General features: G+C 60.4%; 11 protein-coding genes. 6 read left to right on the top strand and 5 right to left on the bottom strand.

Annotated features, from left to right (window positions below):
• Positions 1-4: 4 nt before the first annotated feature.
• Both AC07U5_RS12830 and AC07U5_RS12825 read right to left on the bottom strand, forming a co-directional pair.
• A complete protein-coding gene (locus AC07U5_RS12830) occupies positions 5-466 on the bottom strand; it encodes a carboxymuconolactone decarboxylase family protein (protein ID WP_062427018.1) in 462 nt (153 codons plus the stop codon).
• An 89-nt stretch (positions 467-555) separates the two neighbouring features.
• On the bottom strand, positions 556-1,056 hold the full coding sequence (locus AC07U5_RS12825; protein WP_062427017.1) for an RrF2 family transcriptional regulator: 501 nt from the start codon (positions 1,054-1,056) through the stop codon (positions 556-558).
• Positions 1,057-1,091: 35 nt separating this feature from the next.
• Between AC07U5_RS12825 and AC07U5_RS12820 the strand changes: the two genes are divergently transcribed.
• Both AC07U5_RS12820 and pdeM read left to right on the top strand, forming a co-directional pair.
• Positions 1,092-3,683 (top strand): ligase-associated DNA damage response DEXH box helicase, encoded by a 2,592-nt coding sequence (locus AC07U5_RS12820; RefSeq protein WP_494723178.1) that lies wholly within the window; start codon positions 1,092-1,094, stop codon positions 3,681-3,683.
• A gap of 82 nt (positions 3,684-3,765) precedes the next feature.
• Complete coding sequence (gene pdeM, locus AC07U5_RS12815) at positions 3,766-4,500, top strand: ligase-associated DNA damage response endonuclease PdeM (protein WP_438371123.1); 735 nt, start codon at positions 3,766-3,768, stop codon at positions 4,498-4,500.
• A 7-nt stretch (positions 4,501-4,507) separates the two neighbouring features.
• On the opposite strand, the gene AC07U5_RS12810 is transcribed toward pdeM, so the two are convergent.
• The 3 genes from AC07U5_RS12810 to AC07U5_RS12800 form a co-directional block, all read right to left on the bottom strand.
• Positions 4,508-5,326 carry a TIGR02186 family protein gene (locus tag AC07U5_RS12810; RefSeq protein WP_438371124.1) on the bottom strand — a complete coding sequence of 273 codons (819 nt, stop codon included), beginning with the start codon at positions 5,324-5,326 and terminating at the stop codon, positions 4,508-4,510.
• On the bottom strand, positions 5,326-6,252 hold the full coding sequence (locus tag AC07U5_RS12805; RefSeq protein ID WP_438371155.1) for a sulfite exporter TauE/SafE family protein: 927 nt from the start codon (positions 6,250-6,252) through the stop codon (positions 5,326-5,328). The genes AC07U5_RS12810 and AC07U5_RS12805 overlap by 1 nt, the downstream gene beginning before the upstream one ends.
• 228 nt (positions 6,253-6,480) lie before the next feature.
• The gene (locus tag AC07U5_RS12800) at positions 6,481-10,293 is read right to left on the bottom strand and encodes a peptidoglycan-binding protein (protein WP_494723177.1); all 3,813 of its coding nucleotides are present in this window, start codon (positions 10,291-10,293) and stop codon (positions 6,481-6,483) included.
• Positions 10,294-10,633: 340 nt separating this feature from the next.
• Between AC07U5_RS12800 and AC07U5_RS12795 the strand changes: the two genes are divergently transcribed.
• The 4 genes from AC07U5_RS12795 to AC07U5_RS12780 all read left to right on the top strand — a co-directional run bounded on the left by AC07U5_RS12795 (position 10,634) and on the right by AC07U5_RS12780 (position 16,179).
• Entirely contained in the window at positions 10,634-12,427 is a 1,794-nt protein-coding gene (locus tag AC07U5_RS12795; RefSeq protein WP_494723176.1) for an acyl-CoA dehydrogenase C-terminal domain-containing protein, read from the top strand.
• A 69-nt stretch (positions 12,428-12,496) separates the two neighbouring features.
• A complete protein-coding gene (locus AC07U5_RS12790) occupies positions 12,497-13,705 on the top strand; it encodes an acetyl-CoA C-acetyltransferase (protein ID WP_062427012.1) in 1,209 nt (402 codons plus the stop codon).
• 10 nt (positions 13,706-13,715) lie between these two features.
• A complete protein-coding gene (locus AC07U5_RS12785; RefSeq protein WP_494723175.1) occupies positions 13,716-13,928 on the top strand; it encodes a hypothetical protein in 213 nt (70 codons plus the stop codon).
• A gap of 34 nt (positions 13,929-13,962) precedes the next feature.
• The gene (locus tag AC07U5_RS12780) at positions 13,963-16,179 is read left to right on the top strand and encodes an FAD-dependent oxidoreductase (protein ID WP_494723174.1); all 2,217 of its coding nucleotides are present in this window, start codon (positions 13,963-13,965) and stop codon (positions 16,177-16,179) included.
• The last annotated feature ends 23 nt before the right edge of the window (positions 16,180-16,202 follow it).

Here is a 16,202-nt window from a genome sequence, read left to right as displayed (position 1 = left end):
AGCGTCAGGCGGCCTTGGCGGCGGCATCAACCGGATGCTGCATCCTGAAGCCGACGGCAATGCGGTTCCAGGTGTTGATCGTACCGATGGCAAGCGTGATCTTGACGATCTCCTCTTCGCTGAAATGCGCTTTCAACGCGTCGAAATCACCATCCGGCGCGCCGGTCTCGGCAATCTTCGTCACCGCATCCACCCAGCCGAGCAGGGCTCTTTCCTGCGCGGTGTAGACGGTCGATTCCCGCCACACGCTCATCAGGTTGATCCACTGCTCCGAAAGCCCGTCGCGGCGGCTTTCCTTCACATGCATGTCCACGCAATAGGCGCAGCCATTGATGATGGAGGCGCGCAGTTTGATGAGGTGAATGAAGCGGCGCTCCAGCCCGGAATTTTGCACGAATGTTTCGAGCGCCAGAAGGGCCTTGTAGGATTCGGGCGATGCCTTGGTGTGATTCAGTCTCATTTCCATAGTCGTTTCTCCTTGGTTGCTTTTGGTCATGCGTCATCGTTCGGACAGGCGGTGGCCTGTCCGTCATGGAATTGAAAGAAGTGCTTGTCTCAGCGCGTCGTCTTGCGCTCGTTCAGCTCCAGAAAGGCGCAGCCGCGTGCGGCAATGCCGCCATCGTCTGCGCGGGCGAGGTCAGTACGAATGTCCGCGACGGTGGTCTTGGCAAGCTCTGCCCGGTAGGCTCTCTCCGCTTGCAGCATGGCGGCATTGATACCGCAGGGCTTGCTGAAATAGCGGTCAGGCAACGGGTTCGGCCCTCGTTGCCGGATTTCGGCGCAGCGAAAAGCCGGTGCAGGGCCTTCCACCGCAAGCACGATATCGAGAAGCGTGATCGCCTCGGGCTCTTTCGCCAGCCTGTAGCCGCCTTTCGGCCCGGGCACTGTCGAAAGAATGCCAGCGCCTGAAAGCGACTGAAGGTGCTTCAGCAGATAGCTGGTCGAAACGCCATGAAACTCTCCCAATGCCGCCGCTGACAGTACGCCGTCGGGCGAAAGCGAGGCAAGCATTGCAACGCTGTGGATGGCCTGTTCGACGCCATCGCTCATCTTCATCGGGTCACCTCCATAATCATAGATATTATTTATCCGTGATTATGTGGCTCTGTCAAGCGGCGTCTAAAGGCTCTTCTTTTTTGGAAGAGTTTCACTACTTTAGAGGGGTGAAACACATCGATCCGCCCATCTTAGCGAAAAGTGCCGGAACACTGCCTTTGCCCTTCCAGAAATGGTTTGCGGAAAAGGGCTGGAGCCCGCGTGCGCATCAGCTGGAACTGTCTGCCCGGGCACGGGGCGGGGAAAACATGCTGTTGATTGCGCCAACCGGTGCCGGCAAGACGCTTGGCGGTTTCATGGCATCGCTGACCGATCTTGCCGAGCGCGGCAGGGTGCCACCCGGCTCTGCCTTTGTCGGGGTCCACACGCTCTATATCTCGCCACTGAAAGCGCTCGCCGTCGATATCGAGCGCAACCTGATGAAGCCGGTCTCGGAAATGGGCCTGCCGATTACGGTGGAAACCCGCACCGGTGATACCCCTCAGGGCAAGCGCCAGCGACAGAAGCTTAAGCCCCCGGATATTCTTCTGACCACGCCCGAACAGGTCTCGCTGCTGCTCGCCAACAAAGAGGCAGAGCGCTTCTTCAAGGATCTGAAATATGTGGTGCTGGACGAGTTGCACTCGCTCGTCACCTCCAAGCGCGGCCATCTCTTGTCGCTGGCGCTCGCCCGCATCCGCCGCCACGCGCCTGCCATGCGCACCATCGGTCTTTCGGCGACGGTTGCAGATCCGATGGATCTTCAGCGTTATCTCGCACCACAGGTGGAAGGTGAACCACCGGCAGGGCTGATCACCGTCGAGGGCGGCGCCAAGCCAAATATTGCGATTTTGCAGACGGAGGAGCGTATTCCGTGGTCTGGCCATTCGGCCCGCTACGCCATGCAGGATTTGTATCCTGAAATCAAAGACCATCAGACGACGCTGATCTTCGTCAATACCCGATCGCAGGCCGAGCGGATCTTCCAGGAACTCTGGACGATCAATGACGACAACCTGCCGATTGCGCTCCATCACGGCTCACTGGATGCCGGGCAGCGGCGCAAGGTGGAACAGGCGATGGCCGAAAACAAGCTGCGCGCCGTCGTCGCCACCTCCACGCTCGATCTCGGCATCGACTGGGGCGATGTCGATCTCGTCGTGCATGTCGGCGCCCCGAAGGGCGCAAGCCGCCTTGCGCAACGTATCGGCCGCGCCAACCACCGCATGGATGAGCCCTCCAAGGCGATCCTCGTTCCCGCCAACCGCTTCGAGGTGATGGAATGCCGTGCGGCGCTCGATGCGAATTACATCGGCGCGCAGGATACGCCCCCGATTGCCGAAGGCGCGCTGGATGTGCTGGCACAGCATGTGCTCGGCATGGCCTGCGCCGAGCCCTTCGATGCGGACGAGCTTTATCGCGAAGTCACAAGCGCCTCGCCCTATGCCGATCTTTCGCGCGAGATGTTCGACCGCGTGGTCGACTTCACCGCAACCGGCGGCTATGCGCTGCGCACCTATGAACGCTACGCCCGCATCCGCCAGATGAAGGACGGGCGCTGGCGCGTTTCCAATCCTCAGGTCGCGCAACAATATCGCCTGAACCTCGGCACCATCGTCGAGGCGGCGGAGCTGAATGTCCGCATGGTCAAGCGCAATGCCAAGGGCACGGTCGGCCGTGGCGGCATGTCGCTGGGCAAGGTGGAAGAGCATTTCCTCGAACAACTGGTCCAAGGTGATACGTTCCTGTTCGCCGGCAAGGTGCTGCGCTTCGAAGGCATCCGGGAGAATGAGTGCCTTGTCAGCCAGGCCTTCTCCACGGACCCGAAGATCCCCTCCTATGCCGGGGGTAAGTTTCCGCTCTCCACCTATCTGGCAGATCAGGTGCGCTCCATGCTCGCCGATCCCACGCGTTGGCAGACGCTGCCCGATCAGGTGCGCGACTGGCTGGCGATCCAGAAAGAGAAGTCGATCATCCCGAAGCGAGACGAGTTGCTGGTCGAGACATTTCCGTTTCGCAAGCGCTTCTTCATGGTCATGTATCCGTTCGAGGGGCGGCTTGCGCATCAAACGCTTGGCATGCTTCTGACCCGCCGGCTGGAGCGGGCAGGTGCCAAACCCATGGGATTTGTGGCGACCGACTATTCGCTCGCCGTCTGGGCAATGGAGGATATGGGCAAACGCCTGCAATCGCGCAAGCTCTCCCTTGCCGACCTTCTGGATGAGGACATGCTGGGCGACGACCTCGAAGCCTGGCTGGACGAATCCTATCTTTTGAAACGCACCTTTCGTAATTGTGCGGTCATCGCAGGGCTGATCGAGCGCCGTCATCCCGGCAAGGAAAAGACTGGGCGGCAGGTCACGGTCTCGGCCGATCTTATTTATGACGTTCTTCGCAGCCATGAGCCGGACCATATCCTGTTGGAAGCCACGCGACGCGATGCTTCGGCCGGACTTTTGGACATTGCCCGACTTGGCGATATGCTAAGGCGAATCAAGGGCCACACGCATCACCGTGCGCTGGACCATGTCTCCCCGCTCGCCGTTCCCGTTATGCTGGAAATCGGCCGCGAAACGGTGGTGGGACAAGCGCAGGACGATGTGCTGGCCGAAGCCGCCGACGAGCTGATTGCCGAGGCGATGGCGTAGGTTTCTTTCGAAGGCCGCGCCGGAAGATACGTGGAAACAAAAGAGAGAGCAGTAAGATTGCTCTCAGGGAATTCGAGACGCCGTGCTGAGCCGCCTTGCCTTGAGTGAAAGATTGTCCACCGGCTTTGAATGCTTCGGAGCCGAAACCGCCATCAATGGCGTTGCGGCCCTTTGCGATCCGCTGGGCGGACTTTACATCCCGGATCTGTCGCTGCTCGTCGTTTCCGACCTCCATCTGGAAAAAGGTGCGGCTTTCGCCCGGCGCGGCATGATGCTGCCGCCCTATGATACGATCGCGACATTGAAGATCCTCGCCTCGCTGATTGCCCGATACAATCCGAAGATTGTCGTCAGCCTCGGCGACAATTTCCATGACCGCAAGGGATCGGAACATCTGCCGCTGCCGCTGCGCGAGATTATCAAGGAGATGGCAAGAGGCCGCGAATGGATCTGGATCAACGGCAACCATGATCCGGATGGAACGGTGGATCTGCCGGGCTCTTCGGTCGATGAGATGTTCTACGCCAATCTCGTCTTCCGCCATGAACCGAAGCTGAAGGGTGTAGACACGAAAGGCGAAATCGCCGGCCACCTTCATCCCTCGGCCACCGTGCGCCGCCGCGACAAGACGGTACGCCGCCCATGCTTCGCCACCGATGGCGCGCGCCTGCTGATGCCCGCCTTCGGCGTCATGAGCGGCGGGCTTGACCTGCGCCACAAGGCCATGCGCGGCCTGTTCGATCACGCGGACCTGATTGCGCATCTGATGGGACGCGACCGGATCTATTCGGTTCGGTTTGGAAGCCTGCTGGGATAGGTGGCAATCAGTCCCTGCGGAACAACAGGCTTGCGCCCCAGCCGGTGATCACAGCCGTCAGCACACAGAGAATACCGTAGACGACCGGCGTCTGATGAGCAGCATTCGTGATCGCCTGCTCCATGCCGGTTTTTACCACGCGCAACTTGAGTTCTCGCTGGGCAACAGGCATGCCGCTCTTGAAGAGGTAGGCTCTGGCTGTGTGAACGCCATTCGGCACGTTGGCAGGCAGGCGAAGCGTTGCCCAGAAGAGGCCGGTTCGCTCCAGCCGCACCCCGGTCGTGTCGTTGCGATAGATGCCGCTGGCAAGCTTCAGGCGGCGATAGGCCTCCTGAAAATCGTAGACATTGTCCGGCACGCCGGAAAACACCGCGCTGTTCAACGGCAGATGCTCGACGCCAAGGCCCATCGCCTTCAACGTGCCAGGTGAGGCGATATCGTTGATGTTGCGGGTGCTGGCCATGGAGTAGGATTCAGGTAGCGGCGCGAAGGTGATGGCGCTGGTATTGATCCAGATGCCCGCCACCCGGCTCTTTTTACGCACAGTCGTATATTCGTTCGGGCCCTCCAGTGTGACCACGATGTCGTATTGCCCGATGGCAAGCAGCAACTGGTCGGCATTATTGAGGGCGCCGAACATGGTGAAATCCGCACCGCGAAAATCCGACGCGATCGAGATTTCATTCGTCGATGCACCGATCTCGATGTTCTCTTGAAGCGTCCGCGGCTTGCCCTGAGCGTCTGGAGAGACCGCGAGCGGGGGCGTTTGCGCCAGAGCTGCACCGGCGCAGAAAACCACCAATGATGCAAAGAGGGCAGCGCGCATCAATAGCCAAGCCCTCCGACCGCAACGGAAAAGAGATCTTCCGGTCGCACCACAAGCCCAATGGCAAGGCGGATACCGACGGCCAGAACAAGAAGCGCCAAAAGCGCGCGCAGCTGCTCGCCGCGCAGCTTCTGCCCGACACGCACGCCATATTGGGCGCCGATGACACCGGCCAGCATGAGAATGAAGGCCAGCACGATATCGACGGAATAGTTCGTCGCCGCCTGCACGATCGTCGTATAGGCGGTGACGAAAATGATCTGGAAGAGCGATGTGCCGACAACGACGTTGGTCGGAATACGCAGAAGATAGATCATTGCCGGCACCATGATGAAGCCGCCGCCGACACCCATTACCGATGTCAGGATACCGATGGCAAAGCCAAGCGCGATGATCGGGATGACGCTGAGATAGAGCTTCGACTTCTTGAAGCGCATCTTCAAGGGCAGGCGATGCACCCAGTTATGGTGGCCGGGACGGCGCAGCGGAATGGTTTCATTGCGCGCCGTGCGGCGGATGGCAGAGACGCTTTCCTTCAGCATCAGCCCGCCGACGGTCGACAGCAGAATGACGTAGAGAAGCGAAATGATCAGATCGAGCTGACCGATGCTGCGCAACAGGGTGAACAGCCACACGCCCACGGTCGCCCCGCAAAGGCCGCCGATCAGCAACATGGAGCCGAGCTTCACATCCAGCGTGCCGCGGCGAAAATGGGTAATGGAGCCGGAGACCGAGGAAGCGACGACCTGGTTTGCACCCGTGGCAACCGCCACAACCGGAGGAATATTGTAGAAAATCAGAAGCGGGGTGATGAGAAACCCACCGCCCACCCCGAACATGCCGGAGAGAAACCCCACAGCCGCGCCCATGCCGAGGATGATGAAGACATTCACCGACAATTCCGCGATGGGCAGATAGACAGTCACAATCGGACCTCTGGCAATGGTTCCGGGCGTCCCGGTCTGCTCAAAGCCACCTGTCCGCCAATTCAAATCTCTGTCCTGAAAGAAGGCTTTAGGGGCCTTCGTTGGTCATGCCCGGCAGGCCACGACCTGTCAATCATTCAACGGCAAATACGTTGATAATTTGAAAAGAAGAAGGGCCGGAGCGACATTGTCGTCCCGGCCCCTCCTACAGGTCAGTTTTTCGTCCGATTACTTGTTACGAGCGAGCAGCGCCGTCACCAGTTCGTCGGTAATGCGACCGTCCGGAGTCTGGCCGACGGATTTCTGGAATTCCCGAATGGCCGCGACCGTGGTCTTGCCAAGCTTTCCGTCCGGCACACCGGCCTTGAAGCCGTTATTGTTGAGGATGGCCTGAATGTTGCGGATCGCCTTCTGCATGTCCACCGAAGAGGTCTTCACGCCGCCGGCATTGGTCCACTCATCGGGAAGGTTCACCGAATTGGCGTCTTCATTGAGCGGCGTCACTTTCCAGGCGTCGACCTTGGCCTTGGCGGCGGCAAGCTGCTCCGGCTTCATCGCCTTGGCCACATCGTCGCGCTTCTGGGCTGCATCGGCATCACCATCGCGGGCAGCGATGGCGAACCACTTGTAGGACTCCTCCAGGCTCTGCTGAACGCCGCTGCCGCGCGCGTAAAGGATGGCGAGGTTGAATTGGCTGTCGCGAACGCCAAGATCGGACGCTTTGATGAACCAGTCTGCAGCGGCTTTGTAGTCTGGCTGGCCAGCCGCGTCGGATGTCAGCAGGACGGCGAGATTGTGCATCGCGCCGGCATTGCCCTGGCTGGCGGCCATCTCATAATAGCGCTTGGCTTCCGGCAGATTGCGTTCGACGCCGTTTGCCCTCTCATACATGTTGCCGAGACGATATTGCGCCGGTGCGAAGCCACGGTCCGCGGCAAGCTTGTACCACTTGGCTGCCTCTGCGCGATCCGCCTGAACGCCGACGCCATCAGTATAACGTACAGCGATTTCGAAGAGCGCCAGCGCATCGCCTCTGCCAGCCGCCTCTGCCAGAGAAGCCGGCGTGATGGCGGCCGGGACGGCAATCGCGGTTTCAGCCTGTGGTGCGACGGTAGCGGGCTCGCTGGTGTTGGCACTGGCGGTATCGGTCTGCGGTGTGCCGCTCGGCTGAAGCTGCTCGGCCGCGGCCATTTCGGTGCGGGGTGCTGCCACATTGATGGCAGGCGCCTCTTGCGGCAGGGGTGCGCCGCCAATCGGCCGCGTGTCGATCAAATGACCCTGTCTGTCGGCGTCGCTCTGCATCCGGTCGGCTGCCGCCTGAGCGGTTTCGTCAACCGGAGCAGTGGAGGGCTCTGTAACGGCATGATTGGTAACATCCGGAATTGCGGACGATACAACGCCGGGCTCAGCGTCGATCGTGCTCGTCGTCACCCGTTGAGCGGGCGGTGTGTCGGAACCGACAAGCGATTTGACCATGGGCATGGCCATCATCGCCAGAAGAATGGCGCCAATCCCAAGCAGAAGTGGGCGACGATAGCGCGCCAGCATGGACGCGCCTTTGGGGCTGCGGCCACTTTTTGCCGACCCGGAGTTTGTCGCCCTTTCTGGCATGGTTTCAAGTGCGGCGGCCTGGGCCGCACGACGTGCAGCTGCGATGAAATCGGCGCGGTTGTCGCCGTCCTTGTCGCCGGCACGCTGAGCGTTCTGGCTGGCGCGAACCCGCTCCAGAATCTTCTTCACGTCCGGGGCACCGGTGCCGGGCTCCAGAAGCTCATTCTCATCGTCGGACGAGAGAAAATCGATCGGATCGAGAGCCGGTGCCGGGTTGACGTTGGTGCGCCCGTTTGCAGGGGCAGACGCGTCACCCTCGGATCTGGCTGCGCCCGATTTGAAACGGCGGGTCAGGCTGGCAAGGAGGCCCTGCTTTTCTTCGGCGACAGGTTTGGCCGCTGCGGGAGGCGCAAAGGCGGTAGCCGTATCCGTATCGAAGGAAGATGTCGCGGTCGCAGCTGCCAGCGAGGAGAGACTCTCCTCCGAGAAGCTGGCGAAGGGCATTGGAGAATTGGAGGCCGAATGCTCTTGCTCATAGGCAGGCTCAGGCGCGCGGCGATCATCCAGCGCATCCAGACGGCTTGCGATCTGCAACAGGGTTTCGTGTAGAGCCTCGAAGGTGCGGTGGGTGCGTTCATCGGTATTGCGGCTCAGGCCCTCGAGTTTGCGAAGGTCGTTCGCCAGTTCCGAAAGCACCACCATGTCCGCGGGGCTCGCGGTCTGCGCCAGGTTGTTGCGCGTGTGCGCTTCCATCACCGCTTCGGCTGCCTGTCGTGCCGCCTCGATGATATATTCGTCATTGGACGCCATATAGTCTTCGATTGCGCTCATCCGCGCATCAAGCTCAGGCGGCATGCCCATGGGTTGAGCGTGGCTCTGCTCGTTCAGCATCGAGGACAGATTGGCGATGTGGCTCTCGAGGCTTGCAAGCGCGCCGGGATCGGTTTTGCTGGAGCGGGTTGTTTCGTCGAGCTTGGCGGCAATCTTGCCGAGGCGGTCTTCAAGGCGAAGGAAGGCAGAATCATAGGCCGCGTTTTTGCCGGATGCCGGACGCGTATCGATATCGTCGATACGCCGAGCAATCTTGTCCAGCCTTTCGGCCAGCTTGTCATTCACCGCACCATTGCCGAGCAGATCGATCTTCTTGGAAATATCGGTGAGGAACGACGTCAGTTCAGGCTGCGCCGGCGTGCGCTTGGATTGCTCCAGATAGGCAGAGAGTTGGTCGAGTTGCTCGGTGAGCTTCGAGATGTGGCGATCTGATGACAGCTCCTCGATGCGGTTAGCCAGCGCGTCGAGACGCCCCGTCAGTGCGTCGGACGGCTTGTCCTTCTCGGCGCTCATGTCCTTCAACTGGTCAAGCTGGCCCGAAAGGCCGTTGAGGCGGTTCTCAAGCCGTTCCAGCAACGCGGCATCTGGCGAATGGTGAGCACGATTGGAGGTCGCGGCGATCGCGCGGCTGATTTCGTCCAGACGCTCATCGACACCGGAAAAATGCTCGGTGAGAACATTCTCGTTCGGCTGGATGCGACGGCCCAGCTGCTCGACGAAGCCCGCCATGGTGATGAGCTTGTCTTCCAGCGCGCGGATGGCCGGGCTGTTATTGGCATTGCCAAGGTCGCTCTTGATGTCGTCAAGACGATAGGCGAGCGCGACGATCTCTTCCTTCAGCGCAGTCTGGTCGAAACCGCGCAACGTATCCTCGACCTCGTCCCAACGACGCTCCATCTTGTGCATGCTGTCCTGGCGCGCCATCTGCTCGACCAGCGAGCGCAGTTCCTCGACCTCGGAGCGCAGCGCCTGGGAATCTGGTCCAGATGTCGTGCTGAGGCGGTCGATGCTTGCGGCAAGACGGGCAACGTCTTCGCGAATATCCTCGGCGAAATCCTGGTTTTCGGCAAAGGAGCGGATGTTGCGCAACTCGCTGCGCACACCCTGCATCTCGCGCGCAACGCCTTCGGAGAGTTCGTTCTTCAATTCCTGTCGCAGGTTGACGAGTGCTTCGGCCACTTCGCGCAACGCTGCATCGCCCTGCGAGGCCTGTGCTGGGGCGGCTGGTGCGCGTGAAGGGCGGCTGCGCTCGACACGCGGTGCTTCTACTGGGGCTGCCGGTCGCGTGCGATAGGCCGGAATGGCGGTTGAGGCACGGTAATCCTGATCGTCATAACGGCGCTGTTCCTGCTGCATCGCGCTGCGGGCAGGCTGCGGCGCTTCGTAAGCGTCGCGGCTCCAGCGGTCATCGAGCGCTTGCTGACGGCGGCGAATTTCATCCACGGGATCGAATCGGCGAGAGCTTGGTTCGCGCTGGGGACGAGGCGGTGCGGGCGCGCGCTCCGGCGGGCGCTCGGCAGGTGGTTCGCGACGGCTTCTTTCCATCGGGCCGCCCAGCAGGTCTTCAAGCCGTGCTTCCAGACCTTCGATGGTGCGATTGAGCGCGTCCAGCGACGATCTGTCACTCTGTCCTCGGGAATTCGATCGCAATCCGCTCATCTTGCTGCTCGCTTCGTCTTTGCCGTTTGACCCGTCCACCGACTGGAAAGGGGTATGCCGTTCTTCTCCTCTGGAACTGCGTCGTTTCCGAAGCACCTCCTTAAACCAGGACAATTGCCTATCTATGGTTAATTAAGAGTTAATTAGAATTTACTGCCTTAATACTTTCTTCATGTTTATCCTTGCGCGAAACTTGATGCAGGATACACGATATTGTTGCAAATGGTGATGAGGGGAAAATTCTCGCCAAAGACATTTGACGTTTACGCGCACGTCAAATATTGTGAGATCATCTTGAGGCCGGATAAGGTCCGGCGAACGATGCGGAGGAACATCGGTAATGCCTGTGTACAAGGCCCCTGTTAAGGACACTCTTTTCATTCTCAACGACGTTCTGGGTCTGGAGCGCTACAACAACCTGCCCGGTTTCGAAGACGCAACGCCCGATATGATCGAGGCGATTACCGGCGAGGCTGCAAAGCTTGCCGAAGAGCAACTCTTCCCGCTCAATCTTTCCGGCGACCAGCAAGGCTGCAAGCGCGCCGAAGATGGCACGGTCTCCGTGCCGGACGGTTTCAAGCAGGCCTATGACGCTTACTGTGAAGGCGGCTGGAGCGGTCTGGCCGTGCCTGCCGAGTATGGCGGGCAGGGGCTTCCCTACACGCTGCACGCCGCCGTCGGCGAATTCATGTCGTCTGCCAACCTGTCGCTGATGATGTATCCCGGCCTGACGCAGGGCGCGATCGCCGCGATCCTCGTTCACGGCACGGATGAGCAGAAGCAGACCTATCTGCCCAACATGGTGGCCGGCACATGGTCCGGCACCATGAACCTGACCGAGCCGCATTGCGGCACCGATCTCGGCCTACTGCGCACCAAGGCCGTGCCGCAGGGTGACGGCACCTACAAGATCTCCGGCCAGAAGATTTTCATCTCCGCCGGCGAACATTCGATGACGGACAATATCGTCCATCTCGTGCTTGCCCGTATCGAGGGCGCACCGGAAGGCACCAAGGGCATCTCGCTCTTCATCGTGCCGAAGTTCCTGGTCAATGCCGATGGCTCGCTTGGCGAACGCAATGGCGCAGTCTGTGGCGCGATCGAACACAAGATGGGCATCCACGGCAACGCCACCTGCGTCATGAACTATGACGACGCGACCGGCTACCTGATCGGCGCGGAGAACAAGGGCCTTTCGGCCATGTTCGTGATGATGAACGAGGCGCGCCTCGGCGTCGGTCTGCAGGGTCTTTCGATTGGCGAGATTGCCTACCAGAACGCTGCAAACTACGCCCGCGATCGTATCCAGGGCCGTTCGCTCTCCGGTGCCAAGCATCCGGACAAGAAGGCGGACCCGATCATCGTTCACCCCGATATCCGTCGTTCGCTGTTGACGATCCGCGCCTATAACGAAGCCGGCCGCGCCTTCCTGCTGTGGACCGCGCTGCAATCGGACATTGCACATCGCTCGACCGACGAGGCGGCAGGCCAGGCGGCAGACGACCTGCTCGGCCTCGTTACCCCGATCGTCAAGGGTGTGTTGACCGACAAGGGCTTCGACCACGCAGTTGCTGCGCAACAGGTCTATGGCGGTCACGGCTATATTGAAGAATGGGGCATGAGCCAGTACGTGCGCGACGCCCGCATCACCATGATTTACGAGGGTGCCAACGGCATCCAGGCGCTCGATCTTGTTGGTCGCAAGCTTGGTCTCAATGGCGGCCGGGCCGTTATGGCGCTGTTCAAGGAGATCGGCGATTTCTGCGAAGAAAACCGCGCGGACGAAAATCTGGTCGTCTACACCAAGGGCCTGAAGAAGGGCTTGAACGATCTGCAGGCTGCAACCATGTGGTTTATGCAGAATGCCATGGCAAAGCCGGACAATGCCGGTGCCGGCTCCACCGATTATATGCATCTCTTCGGTCTGGTGGTCCTCGGTTACATGCATGCGCGTATGGCCAAGGCGGCCCAGGCTTCGCTGGCCTCCGGTTCTTCCGACGAGGAATTCCTGAAGGCCAAGCTCGTCACGGCCCGCTTCTTCATGGAACGCCTGATGCCGGAAACGGCGCTGCGCAAGACCCGCATCGAAGCTGGCAGCGATACGATGATGGAGCTCGCTGCCGAAGCGTTCTGACACGGATGAGGAGGCCGCATGCGGCCTCCAACAATTTTCAGGCAGTCACCTGCCACAGGGAGATGAGACATGACCGACGTTTTTATTTATGACCACGTCCGCACCCCGCGCGGACGCGGCAAGAAGGACGGCAGCCTGCACGAGGTGCCGTCTGTTCGTCTTGCCGCCAAGACGCTTGAAGCGATCCGCGACCGTAATGGACTCGATACGGCGACCGTTGATGACATCATCATGGGTTGTGTCGATCCGGTCATGGATGCCGGTGCGGTGATCCCGAAGGCAGCTGCCTTCGAGGCGGGATACTCCACCAAGGCGCCGGGCATGCAAATCTCGCGCTTCTGTGCGTCGGGACTCGATGCCGTCAACTTCGCCGCTGGCAAGGTTGCCGCAGGATCGGATGAAATCGTCATCGCAGGCGGCGTGGAAAGCATGTCGCGCGTCGGCATGGGCATGTCGGGCGGTGCCTGGTACATGGACCCGTCGGTCAACTTCCCGGCCTATTTCATGCCGCAGGGTGTCTCGGCCGATCTGATTGCCACGAAATACGGCTTCTCTCGTGACGACGTCGATGCCTATGCGGTGGAAAGTCAGAAGCGTGCCGCGCACGCCTGGGAAAACGGCTACTTCAAGAATTCCGTCATTCCGGTCAAAGATCAGAACGGCATTACCATTCTCGACCGTGACGAACATATGCGCCCCGGCACAGATATGCAGGCGCTCGCCTCGCTCAACGCCTCCTTCCAGATGCCGGGTGAAATGGGCGGCTTCGAAGCCGTCGGCATCATGGCGCATCCGGAAGTGGAGCGGATCACCTACGTCCACCACGCCGGCAACTCGTCAGGCATCGTCGATGGTGCGGCCGCTGTTCTGGTCGGTTCGAAGGCGGGTGGGGAAAGCATGGGTCTGAAGCCCCGCGCGCGCATCCGGCACTTCGCCAATATCGGGTCCGATCCGGCCCTGATGCTGACCGGTCCCGTGGACGTGACGGAAAAGCTTCTGAAGAAGACGGGCATGTCGATTGCCGACATCGACCTCTTCGAACTCAACGAAGCCTTTGCCGCCGTCGTTCTTCGCTACATGCAGGCCTTCGACATCAGCCACGACAAGATGAACGTCAATGGCGGCGCCATCGCCATGGGTCATCCGCTCGGTGCCACGGGCGCCATGATCCTCGGCACGGTTCTCGACGAGCTGGAACGCCGCGATCTCAACACTGCGCTGGTCACGCTCTGCATCGGTGCAGGCATGGGCACCGCGACGGTGATCGAGCGGGTTTGAGTGACTGGCCATGCGGCGGGAGGTTTACGAACGACCCAAGACCGAGGTTGAGCAGCAACAGCTTCTGCACAATCTCGATAAGGACATGGCGCAGGATTACGAGCGATCGACCCGCGTCCTGACCAAGGAAGACATGAAGACCAGTCGTGCCGAAGGCAGAGGTCTGATCGTCTTTCTCGTTCTTGTGTTTGTCTGTTTCGGCCTCGCCGTCTGGCTGTACTGACCAAAAAGAGAATTCAGGGAAGAGGAATCCCACAATGAGCACTTACACCAATTTCAAAATCGAAACCGATGCAGACGGTATTGCCCTCGTGACCTGGGACATGCCGGAAAAATCCATGAACGTCTTTACCGCCGAGGTGATGGAAGAGCTGAACGCCATCGTCGATGCAACGGTTGCGGACGCAGCTGTCAAGGGCGTGGTCTTCACCTCCGGCAAGAACACCTTCTCTGGCGGCGCCGATCTTTCGATGATCAAGTCGATGTTCTCCTTCTATCATGAAGAGAAGACGAAGAACCCGGATGAAGCAGCCCAGAAGCTTTTCGATCTGGTCGGCAAGATGAATGGTCTCTTCCGCAAGATCGAAACCAATGGCAAGCCGTGGGTGTCCGCCATCAACGGCACCTGCATGGGCGGCGCCTTCGAACTGTCGCTCGCCTGCCATGGCCGCGTGGCGTCGAGCGCGAAAAGCGTCAAGATCGCGCTTCCGGAAGTCAAGGTCGGCATCTTCCCCGGCGCCGGTGGCACGCAGCGTGTTTCGCGTCTGACCGATGCGCAGTCGGCGTTGCAGATGATGACGACCGGCCAGTCTCTGACTGCCCAGCGCGCCAAGGCGATGAACCTCGTGCACCAGGTGGTGGAGCCGGATCAGTTGATTGCCGCTGCCAAGCAGATGATCAAGGATGGTCTGAAGCCGGTCGCCCCATGGGACGAAAGAGGCTTCAAGGCGCCCGGCGGAGGTATCTGGACGCCAGCGGCCGCACAGCTCTGGCCGGCCGCACCGGCGATCCTGCGCCGTGAAAGCGCCGGCAACTATCCGGCCGCGCTCGCCATCCTGAAATGCGTCTACGAGGGCCTGCAGTTGCCCTTCGATACCGCACTGAAGGTCGAGCAGCGCTACTTCACCGAGATCCTTCGCTCGAAGGAAGCCTTCGCGATGATCCGCTCGCTGTTCATCTCCATGCAGGAACTGGGCAAGGGCGCACGCCGCCCTGCCGGTCAGCCGAAGAGCGACTTGAAGCATGTCGGCGTTGTCGGCGCTGGCTTCATGGGCGCCTCTATCGCCTATGTCACGGCTGTCGCAGGCCTCGACGTGACGCTGATCGACCGCGATGAGGAGGCCGCAGCCAAGGGCAAGACCACCTGTGAAGGTCTGGTCAAGGGTTCGGTCGACAAGGGCCGGATGACGCCGGAGGAGGGTGCCGCCATCCTCGCGCGCATCACCCCGACGTCGGATTACAACGCCCTGAAGACCGCAAACCTGGTCATCGAGGCCGTCTTCGAAGACCGCGATGTGAAGAAGGCCGTCATCGAACAGGTGGAAGCAGTTCTGCCGGAAGGCGCGATCTTTGCCTCCAATACCTCGACGCTGCCGATCACCGGCCTTGCAAAGAACTCCAAGCGCCCGGTGGATTTCATCGGCATTCACTTCTTCTCGCCCGTCGAGAAGATGATGCTGACCGAAGTGATCCTCGGCAAGGAAACCGGCGACAAGGCGCTCGCCGTCGCGCTGGACTATGTCGCCAAAATCAAGAAGACCCCGATTGTCGTCAACGACACGCGCGGCTTCTTCGTCAACCGCTGCGTGCTGCGCTACATGGCGGAAAGCTATGAAATGCTGATCGAAGGCGTGCCGCCGACGATGATCGAAAACGCCGCGAAGTTCGCCGGCATGCCGGTCGGCCCGCTGGCGCTGAACGATGAGGTGGCGATCGATCTGTCCTACAAGATCCTGAAAGCCACGGCTGCGGATCTCGGAGACAAGGCCGTCGATCCACGCCACATGGAGTTGGTCAAGAAGCTGGTGGAAGACGAAGGCCGTTTCGGCCGCAAGAACTCCAAGGGTTTCTACGACTACCCGCCGAAGCCCGCCAAGAAGTCCCTCTGGCCCGGCCTGAAGGACCTCTACGCGCAGAAGAAGCCAGAGGACGTTGACATGGACGTGCTGAAGCAGCGCTTCCTCGTCACCGTAGCACTGGAAGCGGCCCGCACGGTGGAAGAGGGCATCGTGACCGACCCGCGTGAGGCCGATGTCGGCTCCATCCTCGGCTTCGGCTTCGCGCCCTATACCGGCGGCGCGCTGTCCTACATCGACGGCATGGGTGTTGCGAACTTCGTGGCACTGGCAGCAAAGCTCGAAGCTGAATACGGCCCGCGCTTTGCCCCGACGCCACTGTTGAAGGATCTGGCTGCCAAGGGCGAGACCTTCTACGGTCGCTTCGACCCCTACGCCAAGGCTGCCAAGGCCGCTTGAGCGAAACAGGTCACAACAACGAA

It is taken from the genome of Agrobacterium sp. GW821-FHT02D03, assembly GCF_059421725.1.
Note: the sequence above shows the minus strand (reverse complement) of the source record. Positions and strands in the feature narration are given on the sequence as shown.

Bases quoted from the DNA above. Each gene is read 5' to 3' on its own strand.
- AC07U5_RS12830 (WP_062427018.1), bottom strand. From the start codon at position 466: ATGGAAATGAGACTGAATCACACCAAGGCATCGCCCGAATCCTACAAG.
- AC07U5_RS12825 (WP_062427017.1), bottom strand. From the start codon at position 1,056: ATGAAGATGAGCGATGGCGTCGAACAGGCCATCCACAGCGTTGCAATG.
- AC07U5_RS12810 (WP_438371124.1), bottom strand. From the start codon at position 5,326: ATGCGCGCTGCCCTCTTTGCATCATTGGTGGTTTTCTGCGCCGGTGCA.
- AC07U5_RS12800 (WP_494723177.1), bottom strand. From the start codon at position 10,293: ATGAGCGGATTGCGATCGAATTCCCGAGGACAGAGTGACAGATCGTCG.
- AC07U5_RS12795 (WP_494723176.1), top strand. From the start codon at position 10,634: ATGCCTGTGTACAAGGCCCCTGTTAAGGACACTCTTTTCATTCTCAAC.
- AC07U5_RS12790 (WP_062427012.1), top strand. From the start codon at position 12,497: ATGACCGACGTTTTTATTTATGACCACGTCCGCACCCCGCGCGGACGC.
- AC07U5_RS12785 (WP_494723175.1), top strand. From the start codon at position 13,716: ATGCGGCGGGAGGTTTACGAACGACCCAAGACCGAGGTTGAGCAGCAA.
- AC07U5_RS12780 (WP_494723174.1), top strand. From the start codon at position 13,963: ATGAGCACTTACACCAATTTCAAAATCGAAACCGATGCAGACGGTATT.